This is a genomic window from Kitasatospora sp. NPDC057512, from assembly GCF_042802135.1.
GTDB lineage: Bacteria > Actinomycetota > Actinomycetes > Streptomycetales > Streptomycetaceae > Kitasatospora.
Map to the genome: position 1 here is coordinate 1 of NZ_JBHVET010000284.1, position 9764 is coordinate 9764.

Annotated in this window: 11 protein-coding genes; 4 read left to right on the forward strand and 7 right to left on the reverse strand. The window is 74.9% G+C overall.

Annotation, left to right across the window (positions count from 1 at the left end; all coding sequences use genetic code 11):
• Positions 1 to 203 precede the first annotated feature (203 nt).
• Positions 204 to 431: a DUF397 domain-containing protein gene (locus ACFU6K_RS19745; RefSeq protein ID WP_234348556.1), complete on the reverse strand. Its 228-nt coding sequence runs from the start codon at positions 429 to 431 to the stop codon at positions 204 to 206.
• Between the two features lie 432 nt (positions 432 to 863).
• On the opposite strand from ACFU6K_RS19745, the gene ACFU6K_RS19750 reads away from it, so the two are divergent.
• Entirely contained in the window at positions 864 to 1403 is a 540-nt protein-coding gene (locus ACFU6K_RS19750; protein ID WP_380664686.1) for a PTS-dependent dihydroxyacetone kinase phosphotransferase subunit DhaM, read from the forward strand.
• 88 nt (positions 1404 to 1491) lie between these two features.
• On the opposite strand, the gene ACFU6K_RS19755 is transcribed toward ACFU6K_RS19750, so the two are convergent.
• From ACFU6K_RS19755 to ACFU6K_RS19765, 3 genes are all read right to left on the reverse strand, one after another.
• A complete protein-coding gene (locus tag ACFU6K_RS19755; RefSeq protein WP_049656056.1) occupies positions 1492 to 1980 on the reverse strand; it encodes an NUDIX domain-containing protein in 489 nt (162 codons plus the stop codon).
• A 10-nt stretch (positions 1981 to 1990) separates the two neighbouring features.
• Positions 1991 to 2542 carry a sugar transferase gene (locus ACFU6K_RS19760; RefSeq protein ID WP_380664688.1) on the reverse strand — a complete coding sequence of 184 codons (552 nt, stop codon included), beginning with the start codon at positions 2540 to 2542 and terminating at the stop codon, positions 1991 to 1993.
• Positions 2543 to 2822: 280 nt separating this feature from the next.
• Positions 2823 to 3047 carry a hypothetical protein gene (locus tag ACFU6K_RS19765; RefSeq protein ID WP_049656061.1) on the reverse strand — a complete coding sequence of 75 codons (225 nt, stop codon included), beginning with the start codon at positions 3045 to 3047 and terminating at the stop codon, positions 2823 to 2825.
• 479 nt (positions 3048 to 3526) lie between these two features.
• Between ACFU6K_RS19765 and ACFU6K_RS19770 the strand changes: the two genes are divergently transcribed.
• Positions 3527 to 4669: a polysaccharide deacetylase family protein gene (locus tag ACFU6K_RS19770; RefSeq protein WP_380664691.1), complete on the forward strand. Its 1143-nt coding sequence runs from the start codon at positions 3527 to 3529 to the stop codon at positions 4667 to 4669.
• A gap of 627 nt (positions 4670 to 5296) precedes the next feature.
• Here ACFU6K_RS19770 and ACFU6K_RS19775 read toward each other — a convergent pair.
• Positions 5297 to 6067 carry a glutamate racemase gene (locus ACFU6K_RS19775; protein WP_380664693.1) on the reverse strand — a complete coding sequence of 257 codons (771 nt, stop codon included), beginning with the start codon at positions 6065 to 6067 and terminating at the stop codon, positions 5297 to 5299.
• Positions 6068 to 6124: 57 nt separating this feature from the next.
• Here ACFU6K_RS19775 and ACFU6K_RS19780 point away from each other — a divergent pair, with 57 nt between their 5' ends.
• Positions 6125 to 7273: a glycosyltransferase gene (locus tag ACFU6K_RS19780; protein WP_380664695.1), complete on the forward strand. Its 1149-nt coding sequence runs from the start codon at positions 6125 to 6127 to the stop codon at positions 7271 to 7273.
• A 43-nt stretch (positions 7274 to 7316) separates the two neighbouring features.
• Entirely contained in the window at positions 7317 to 8063 is a 747-nt protein-coding gene (locus tag ACFU6K_RS19785) for an SAM-dependent methyltransferase (protein WP_380664697.1), read from the forward strand.
• A gap of 88 nt (positions 8064 to 8151) precedes the next feature.
• Here the strand turns inward: ACFU6K_RS19785 and ACFU6K_RS19790 are convergent, their stop codons facing one another.
• A complete protein-coding gene (locus ACFU6K_RS19790; RefSeq protein WP_380664699.1) occupies positions 8152 to 8826 on the reverse strand; it encodes a thiol:disulfide interchange protein DsbA/DsbL in 675 nt (224 codons plus the stop codon).
• 172 nt (positions 8827 to 8998) lie between these two features.
• The coding region (locus tag ACFU6K_RS19795; protein WP_380664701.1) for a glycosyltransferase at positions 8999 to 9764 on the reverse strand (766 nt) is incomplete at its 5' end.

Below are 9764 nucleotides of genomic sequence, written 5' to 3' on the forward strand. Positions count from 1 at the left end.
GGTTTGGTATAACATAAACAATAACTTCTGCGGGGCCTCGCAAATGGGACAATCTGTTGTGTTGTGGGGCCCCGAAATCTCGCCTAGGGCGCGCCCCCCCGTCGAACGGGGGTCCGCTCCCGTGGTGCCGGGTTCGGCACTGACCGGCTCCGCACTGGTCGGCTCGGCACCGACCGGCTCGGCACCGATCGGCTCCGTGCGCCTCAGGTGAGGTCGAACTCGCCGTCCCGGGCGCCGAGCACGAAGGCCCGCCACTCGCCCGGCGTGAAGACCAGGACCGGCCCGTCCTCCTGGCGGCCGTCCCGCATCCCGATGTAGCCGTCCACGAAGGCGATCTGCACGTCGCCGACGCCCTGGCTGCTGCACAGCCACTCCGCCCCGGTGAAGTCCACCCTGGGCTTCCCGTTCGGCGCCAGATCCGGCTGCACCACGCTGACCTCCGTGTCCGTCCCGCTGTTGGATCCCACTGACCGATCTCCTCCCGACGGCGTTCCGGGGCCAGCCTAGCCACACCGCCCGGCCCCGGTCAGCGGGTTGACGAGGACTCCTCCAGGCGGGGACGGGCAGGGCCGGAGGACGGGTTGAGGCGTGTCCCGACCGGCGGGGGCGGCGGGCAGCTGCCAGAGTGCTGCCAGGGCGCCGTCCGACCGCTTCCCCGGCCCGGCCCGGGAGGCGCCGGAGGGCGGACCCGCCGGCCGTCCGCCGACCGTCGGGGGCCCGGACGGCCGGGAGGCCCCGGCGGCCCCGCGCGGCCCCGGCCGCCGTCGCTCCGCCGCACCGCCCTGCCTGACCGGGATGACCGGTTCGACCGAGCGCGCCTTGCCAGAACGATCCACCGACCGACCCGTTCGAGGGAGCAGCCGATGAGCCGCCGGGACGGCACCCGCGCCGACGTCATCCCCATCTCCGACGCCCCCTCGGCCCATCCCCCGGCACCCCGTACGCCTCCCGCGCCCAGCCGGTTGCCCCGGCCGACCCCCGCCCGGACCGCCACGCACGGGCGGGTCGGGATCGTCCTGGTCTCGCACAGCCAGGAACTGGCCACCGCCGTACGCTCCCTCGCGCTCGCGTTGACCGGATCCGACTCCCCCGCACCGGTCGCGGCGACCGGCGGCGACCCGTCGGACGGACCGGGCATCAGCGCCGTCCTGGTGGCCGCCGCGACCCGGCGGGTGGACCAGGGCCACGGCGTGGTGGTGCTCGCCGACCTGGGCGGGGCGGTCACCACCGTCCGCGCGCTGCTGGCCGACGCCGACGAGCACGGGCTGCCGTTCCCGGTCCGGTTCGCCAACGCCCCGTTCGTCGAGGGCGCGGTGGCCGCGACCGCCACCGCCACGGCGGGCGGGGACCTGGCCGCGGTGCTGGACGCGGCGGAGGAGGCCTACCGGCAGCACAAGGGCTGACCCGGCGCGGGCGGGTCCAGGGAGCAGCGGTGGGCGGTTCAGGAACGGTCCAGGCGCCGGGGCGGGCCGCGGTGGGCCCGCCCCGGGCTCAGGGGCGCTCCTTGCCCTCCCAGGTGAAGACCGCCGGGCCCTCGCACTCCAGCGCGTGGCGCAGCCGCTCGTGCTCGCTCTCGATCATCGGCGGCAGCTCGTCCAGCCCGAACCAGCCGACGTCCAGCGACTCGTCGTCGTTCACCCGTGCCTCGCCGCCGACCGCGCGGCAGCGGAAGGTCAGCACCAGGTACTGCGTCACATCGCCGTTCGGGTACGTGACCTGCGGCGAGACGGTGACGGAGGCGAGCAGCTCGGGCACGACCACCACGCCCGTCTCCTCCTCGCACTCGCGCACCACGCCGTCGGCGGGCTGCTCGCCGGGGTCGAGGATGCCGCCGACCGGCGCCCACCGGCCGTCGTCGGCCCGGCGGGCGAGCAGCACGCGGTCGCGGTCGTCCAGCACGACGGCGACGACGGCGCTCAGCCAGAGCGGGCGGGTTCCCACGATGGCGCGGAGCTCGGCGAGGAAGGGGGGAATGGCCATGGGCCGCAGCCTATCGGGGCGGCTCCGGGCCGACCCGGTGCGCCCGGCCGGTGTCGGGCCGCAGCAGGGCGAGCACGGTGAGCCCGAGGATGCGCAGGTCGAGCCCGAACGAACGGTGCTCGACGTACCAGAGGTCGAGCTCCGCCCACTCGGGGCGGCTGAGCGGGCGGGGCGTCCGGCCGCGGCTCAGGGCCTGCAGCTGGGCCCAGCCGGTGAGGCCGGGCCGGACCGCGAGCCGGCCGCGCTCCCGGCGGGAGTAGCGCACCGCCTGGTCCGGGCCGACCGGCCGGGGCCCGATCACCCCCATGTCGCCGCGCGCCACGTTCCACAGCCGCGGCAGCTCGTCCAGGCCGGTTCGTCGCAGCAGGGCGGTGAGCCGGCCGTCCCCTCCGGTCCGGAAGCGCAGGAGCTGGAACTCGCGGCCGTGCCGGCCGGTCCGGATCTGCCGCTGGAGGACCGGGCCGCCGGTGCCGCAGCGGAGCAGGACGGCGATCAGCAGGGCCAGCGGCAGTGCGACGATCGCGGCCAGGGCGGCGACGGCGATGTCGCCGGCGCGTCTCATGAGGCGGCCACGGCGCGATCCGGTCTACCGCTCATCGCTCCACCTCCACGGCGCTTCGAGCCGGAAGAACGCCTTCACAGTAGAGGCGGGATGAAGCTGTCGTCCGGGAATGGTGAAAGAAGAGGGCCTGAGATTGTCCGACTGGACGATATTCAGTCGGTCTGACCAATTTCGCTCGATCGGCCGTTTCGGAATTCCGAGAGCGATCGACGTTACGGGTGGGGGCAACGCCCGGACGGAACCCGCCGACCGTACGGCCGGTACGCCGACCGGGGCGCCGTCAGAGCGCGGCGCGGCGCCGGTCGCGGAAGACGCCGAAGGCGATCCGGCCGAGCAGCAGGACGCCCGCGGCCAGACAGCCGGCCACCGCCATCGCCCAGGCCGGCCCGTCACTGTCCGGTACGAACACGGCCACGACGATGCCGAGCGCCAGGCAGGCCAGGCCCACCACGGTCAGCGGGACCTGGTGGGTGACCAGGGCTCCGCCGCTGCACGCGCGAGCCATCCGGGAGGCCCCGTGGCGGTGCAAGGGGTCACGGTCCGCATCTGCCATGAGCCCAAGGTACCCCGGGGCGGCGCGGGTGGCAGCCCGCAGGGAGTGAAGACCCGGACACGCTGCGCGACTGGGGGATCCGGGCTGGTCAGCGGCTCGCCGGGCCCGCTCCGAAGTGTGTCCGAGGCGTCCGCGCGCGCATTCCGGCTCCACAATCAGTCCACGAAAAATCCTCGTCCCCCCGGTACAACCATCCGTCCGGTGCAGCGGTCTCAATGGCATTGAGTGATCCAGGAGCCGTTCGAGGGACGGGTGTGAACCCCCCACCGAGAACAGGAATATCCAGGAGCGGAGCCGCCGCCCCTGGAGTCGGAGGCCGGGCTCCGTCCTCCGGCGGTACCGCCACGCCGCTCGGCGAACGAGGGGGAACCGTGCCGCAGTCCCGGTCCAGTACATCGATCTCCATGGCCCGCGCCCGGCCGGCACCCCGCATGCGCGCGCTGCCCCTGACCGTCGGATGGTCGGCGGACCGGCACGGCACCGGCCGGCCCACCGGCCGGTCCACCGACCGTCCGCACGGCGATCACCTCCACGGCGATCACCTGCACGGCGATCACCTTCGCGGCGATCTCCTGCACGGCGACCGTCGGCGCGAGGAGCACCGCCACGGCGCGCACCCGGACGGCGGGGGCCGTCACCGGGCGGCCGTCGATACGGAACAGCAGGACGCTCGGGGCGAATGGCTGCGGTTCGCCCCCGTCCAGCCGCTGTTCCGAGCCCTGGCCGCCCAACGGCTCGCGGTGCTCGCGTACCACGGGGTGACCGACCACCGCTCCTTCGGCGCCCAGCTCGACCGGCTCCAGCGGCTCGCCACACCGGTCTCGCTCGAGGCGGTCCTCCAGGCTGTGACCGAACGGCGGCCACTGCCACCCCGGAGCGTCCTGGTCACCTTCGACGACGCCGACCGGAGCGTCCTCACCCACGCCCTGCCGGCCCTCGACGCCCGGGGCATTCCGGCCACCGCGTTCGTCATCTCGGAGCTCATCGGCACCGAGCGGCCGTTCTGGTGGCACGAGGCCGACTTCCTCGCCCGGCACGGGGGCCGGGCCCGCTCGCTCGACTGCGGACACCCGTCCCAGCTGCTCCGGCGGCTCAAGGCCATGCCGGACCCGGACCGGCGGCGCAGCCTGCACGAACTGCGGGTCAGCGCCGACCGCCGGCCGCCCCGCCAGGAGCAGCTGACCCCGGCCGACCTGCTCGCCCTGCGGGACGGGGGCGTCGCGATCGGCAACCACACCCAGGGGCACCCGTGCCTCGGGCGCTGCGACGACGACACCGTACGCGCCGAGATCACCGGCGCCCACGAGGCCCTCACCCGCTGGCTGGGCGAACCGCCGATCGCCTTCGCCTACCCGGACGGCGGCCACGACGTCCGCGCCGAAACCGTCCTGCAGGAACTCGGCTACCGACTCGGCTTCCTCTCCGACCATCGCCTGGGCCCCCGGCTCCCCTCCCATCCCCTCCAGATCAGCCGCCTCCAGGTCGACTCCACCACCAGCACCCGCCGCTTCGACACCATCCTCTCCGGCCTCGAACCCGCCTACCGCCGCTGGCGCCGCCAGGCCGTCGCCTAGCAACGGGCGCAATCGCGCCGCACAGGGAGTCGGCCTGGCCGACTTCCTGTGCGGCACCGTCCCGGCAACCCCGGCCGGCCCACCCCAATAGCAACCAACCACTCGAACCAATCCCGCACCAAAAGTCGGCCCGCCCGACTTCTCGTGTGCCCGGCCAAAGCATTACGGGCGTCCGGAATGCCTCGCCCGCCCTCGCAAAAAGTCGCCTCCACCCACTCGACTTCCGGCGCGAACCCACCCCGAAAGTCGGCCCGACCGACTTCTGGCGCGCCCCTGGAGACCACAGCGAGCACACGCTCAACGGGCTGCTGGGCGGGCCCGGCCCCCGCATGGGAAGTCGGCCGGCCCGACTTCCTATGCGCCCGGGCAGACGTCCAAGGGCCGGGCTGCCGCAGGAAGTCGGCCTGGTCGACTCCCTGCGCACGCCGGCAGGGCCGAGCCCCCGCGCCCCATGGCTCTATGCGCGTAGAAACCGGGGTGGCCAGCTGCTCACGCCGGGGAGCTAAGGGCGGTTCAAGGCAGTCGTTGCGCGAGAAGTCGGCCGGGTCGACTTTCCGTGCGACTGACCGGCAGGCCTTCAGGGAGCGGCTGCGTGGGGAGTCGGCCGGGCCGACTTCCCGCGCGCGCTCAGCCGATGAGGGTGGCGAGGGTGTTGCCCTGGGGGTAGAGGGCGGCGGCCGGGGGGAGGTGGGCGGGAGTGCCGGCGTGGAGGACGGTGAGGGTGCCGGTGCCGGTGCGGGTGGGGTCGGCGACGCGGCGGATGGCCTGGGCGGCGACGGCGTCGGCCGAGCCGTGCAGGGTCAGTCCCGGGGCGGCGGTCGGAGCGACGGCGGCGCGGATGCGGTCGTCGACGAGTTCGTAGTGGGTGCAGCCGAGCACGATGGCGTCGGTGCCGGCCGGCGTCCGGGCGGCGGCGTCGGCGATGGCGGCCGTGATGGCCTCGTCGTCGCCGTGCTCGACCGCGTCCGCGAGGCCCGGGCAGGCGACCTCGGTGATGTCCGCCGAACCGCCGAAGTCGCGGATCAGCCCGCGCTGGTACGCGCTGCCGGTGGTGGCCGGGGTGGCCCAGATGGCGACCCGGCCGCCCCGCACGGCGGCGGGCTTGATCGCCGGGACGGTGCCGACCACCGGCAGCCCGGGCTCCAGCTCGGCCCGCAGGGTGGCGAGCGCGTGGACGGAGGCGGTGTTGCAGGCGATCACCAGCGCGTCGGGTTCGAGCGCGGCGGCGGCCCGGCAGCAGCCGAGGGCCAGCTCGGTGACCTCTTCCGGCGTACGGGGCCCCCACGGCATCGAGGCCGGGTTGGAAGAGAGCACCAGATCCACGTCCGGGCGCAGCTTCCGAAGGGCGGCGGCGGCGGCCAGCAGGCCGATTCCGGAGTCCATCAGTGCGATCTTCACGGCTCAAGACTTTAGTCGATCCGCCCGTCGGGCCCGGTTCTGCGGCAGACTGCCGGGGTGACCGTCCTGCTGTGGATCGCCGCGTTCTCCCTGCTGGTCTGGCTCTGGCTGGCGTTCTGCCACGGCTCGTTCTGGCGCACCGACGTACGGCTGCCGCCGCGTCGCCCGCCGGTCCGCTGGCCGCAGGTGGCGGTCGTGGTGCCGGCCCGGGACGAGGCCTCGGTGATCCCGGTGAGCCTGCCGACGCTGCTGGCGCAGAAGTACCCGGGGCGGGCCCGGGTGATCCTGGTGGACGACCACAGTTCGGACGACACCGGCGCGCTGGCAGCGGAGCTGCGGACGATCGACGGGCTGGAGCTCACCGTCACCACCCCTCCCCCGCTGCCGCCGGGCTGGACCGGCAAGCTGTGGGCGCTGCGGCACGGTGTGGAGCTGGCCGGTCCGGACGCCGAGTACCTGCTGCTGACGGACGCCGACATCGCGCACGGCCCGGATTCGCTGGCCGAGCTGGTGGCCGCCGCCGAGGGCCACGGCCTGGACCTGGTGTCCCAGATGGCCCGGCTGCGGGTGGAGACCGGCTGGGAGCGGCTGATCGTGCCGGCCTTCGTGTACTTCTTCGCCCAGCTGTACCCGTTCCGCCGGAGCAACCGTCCGGGCGCCCGGACGGCGGCCGCGGCCGGCGGCTGCTCGCTGGTGCGGCGGGAGGCGCTGGAGCGGGCGGGCGGGGTGGCGGCGATCCGCGGCGCGGTGATCGACGACGTGTCGCTGGCCCGGGCGGTGAAGTCGACCGGCGGCCGGACCTGGCTGGGTCTGGCCGACGACGTGGACAGCGTGCGTCCGTACCCGCGGCTGGAGCAGCTGTGGCGGATGGTGTCGCGCAGCGCGTACGCCCAGCTCGGGCATTCGCCGCTGCTGCTGCTCGGCACGGTGCTGGGGCTGGCGCTGGTGTACCTGGTGCCGCCGGTGGCGACGGTGGCCGGGCTGGTGGCGGGTACGCCGGCGGTGGCCGCGGCGGGTGGGGCGGCGTGGGCGCTGATGGCGGGCACGTACCTGCCGATGGTCCGGTACTACGGGCAGCCGGCCGCGGCCGTGCTGCTGCTGCCGTTCACCGCGGGGCTGTACCTGCTGATGACGGTGGACTCGGCGGTGCAGCACTGGCGCGGCCGGGGCTCGGCCTGGAAGGGGCGGACGTACTCCCGGGCCTGAGAAACCCCCTGCGCGCCGCACCGCCCCGATCCATACTGCTCGGATGGACCGTCAGCAGATCTCCCGCCTCGCCCATGCCCACCACCCGATCGCGGCCCCGCTGGCGGACGGGTCGGTGGCCCGGTTGCTGGACCGCGCCATGGCCGGGACGGAGCAGGGCCGGGCCCTGGACCTGGGCTGCGGCGAGGGCGCCTGGCTGCTCCGGGCGCTGGCCGCCGGCCCGGGCTGGCGGGCCGTGGGCGTGGACCTGGACGCGGCGGCGCTGACCCGGGCCAGGGAGTCCGCGGCCGCGCTGGGCGTGGTCCGCCGGATCGGCCTGCACCACCTGGACGCACGGGAGTTCACCGCGAAGGAGCCCTTCGACCTGGTGCTGTGCGTCGGCGCCACCCATGCCTTCGACGGCCTGCTGCCGACGCTCGCCGCGGCCCGCGAACTCCTGGCCCCGGGCGGCCGGTTGCTGGTCGGCGAGGGGTTCTGGCAGCGCGAGCCGTCCCGGGCGGCACTGGACGGACTGGGCGCGGCACGGGAGGACTTCGCGGATCTCGCGACGACCACCGACCGGGTCCTCGGGGAGGGCTGGACGCCGGTGTTCGGGCACGTCAGCACCGAACAGGAGTGGGACGAGTACGAGTTCGCCTGGACGGGCTCGCTGGCCGAGTGGGCGCTGGACCACCCGGACCACCCGGACGCGGCCGCCGCCCGGGAGGCGGCGGACCGACACCGCACCGGGTGGCTGCACGGCTACCGGGGGACGCTCGGCTTCGTCACCTACCTGCTGCGCCGCGACTGAAGCGCGCGCCGGGTGGCCGGGCGCAGGCCGACGGGGGCACCGAAGTCGACGGCGTGCAGCGCGAAGCGGTCCAGGCCGAAGCGCCGGCTCAGTGGCGCTGCGCCTGCTCCTGCCGCACCAGGTGGTCGAGCACCTCGGGCATCGCCTCGACCCCGCCGGCCTGGGTCGGCGAGGTCCGGTACTCACCCTGGACGACGACCGTCGGCAGCTCGTTGACGCCGTAGCGGGTGAAGTCGGCGGCGGCCTCCTCGACCGACCGCGTCACCTCGGCCGAGCGGTACGTCTCGCCGAACGCCTTGGCGTCGACACCCTGTCCCGCGGCCCAGTCGGTGGCGGTGGCCTCGGTGGTGAGGTCGATCCGCTCGGTGTGCACGGCGCGGAAGACGCTGACCTGGAGGCGGTCGACCTGGCCGAGGCGCTCCAGCGTGTAGAAGATCCGGGCGTGACTCCGCTGCGCGGTCTCGTCCGGACTGCCGGGCCAGACGGCCGGGATGCGGCGCAGCGCGGCATCGGCGCGGTGCTTCTCCGCCCAGGCCTGCAGGGGCTGTTCGAGCGCCTGGGAGTGGCTGCAGTCGTACCAGAAGAACTCGACCGCCTCGGTCCGGGCGCTCTCACGGACCGGTTGCGGATGGTCGAGCTTGACGAACTGGGCGCCCCCGAAGGGGATTTGGTGGGTGATCGCGCCGGCCTGGACGGGGGACGCGGCGATCCCGACGGCGACGGCGAGCAGAACGGTGGACCGCAGCAGCGACTTCGATTTCACACCGGGCAGTGTGCTGGTGACGTTTCGCTACCGGCCAGTTGCTGCGCACGGACCGCGCCGGATTCGCCCGGACGGCCCAGTCGCGCCGGGCTCGCGGACGCGCCGGCCACCCGCCGGGGCCGGTGCGGCCACCCCGGTCGGCACGACAGCCCTGGCCGGCCGTCCGTCCCGGTCAGCGGGCGGCCTCCGGGCCCGCCGTCCACACCTCGGCGACCAGTTGCTGCCAGGCGTCCACGACGGCGCCCAGCTCGAAGTGCTCCAGCGCGTGCGCCCGGGCCGCCGCACCGAGGCCCGCCCGGTTGACCGCGAGCACCTTGCCCAGCGCCTCGGCGAGGGCGAGCGGGTCCCCGGGGGCGACCAGCGCGCCGGTGGCACCGTCCCGGACCACCTCGCGCACCCAGCCGACGTCGGTGGCCACGGCGGGCACCCCGGCCAGCGCCGCCTCGATCAGCGCGCCGGGCACGCCCTCGCTGTCGCTGGTCAGCAGCAGCGCGTCGGCGGCGCGGTAGAGCGGGGCCGGGTCGGGCAGCGGGCCGAGGAAGTGGGCGCGGGCGGCGGCCGGGTGGCGGGCCAGCGTCTCGCGCAGCGGCCCGTCCCCGGCGACGGCGAGCCGGACGTCGGGCAGCCGGTCGAGCACGTCGAGGGCCAGGTCGAGCCGCTTCTCCGGGGCTATCGCCCCGATCCAGGCGACCAGCAGCACGTCGGCCGGCAGGCCCAGCGCGTGCCGCGCGGCGCGCCGGTCGTCCCGGCCGTCGGCGGGCGGATAGCTCTCGGCGGCACGGGAGTTGGGAATCACGTGCACCTTGCCGTCGGGCAGCCGGAACTGCTCCTCCAGGACGACGCGGGCCTCGTCGGTGAGGGTGGTGACGGCGGCCGCGCGGTGCATCAGCGCACCGCCGCGCACCCGGCGCAACCGGGTGGCGGTCCAGTAGCGCGGG

Bases quoted from the DNA above. Each gene is read 5' to 3' on its own strand.
- ACFU6K_RS19760 (WP_380664688.1), bottom strand. From the start codon at position 2,542: ATGAGACGCGCCGGCGACATCGCCGTCGCCGCCCTGGCCGCGATCGTC.
- ACFU6K_RS19755 (WP_049656056.1), bottom strand. From the start codon at position 1,980: ATGGCCATTCCCCCCTTCCTCGCCGAGCTCCGCGCCATCGTGGGAACC.
- ACFU6K_RS19765 (WP_049656061.1), bottom strand. From the start codon at position 3,047: ATGGCTCGCGCGTGCAGCGGCGGAGCCCTGGTCACCCACCAGGTCCCG.
- ACFU6K_RS19785 (WP_380664697.1), top strand. From the start codon at position 7,317: ATGGACCGTCAGCAGATCTCCCGCCTCGCCCATGCCCACCACCCGATC.
- ACFU6K_RS19770 (WP_380664691.1), top strand. From the start codon at position 3,527: ATGCGCGCGCTGCCCCTGACCGTCGGATGGTCGGCGGACCGGCACGGC.
- ACFU6K_RS19750 (WP_380664686.1), top strand. From the start codon at position 864: ATGAGCCGCCGGGACGGCACCCGCGCCGACGTCATCCCCATCTCCGAC.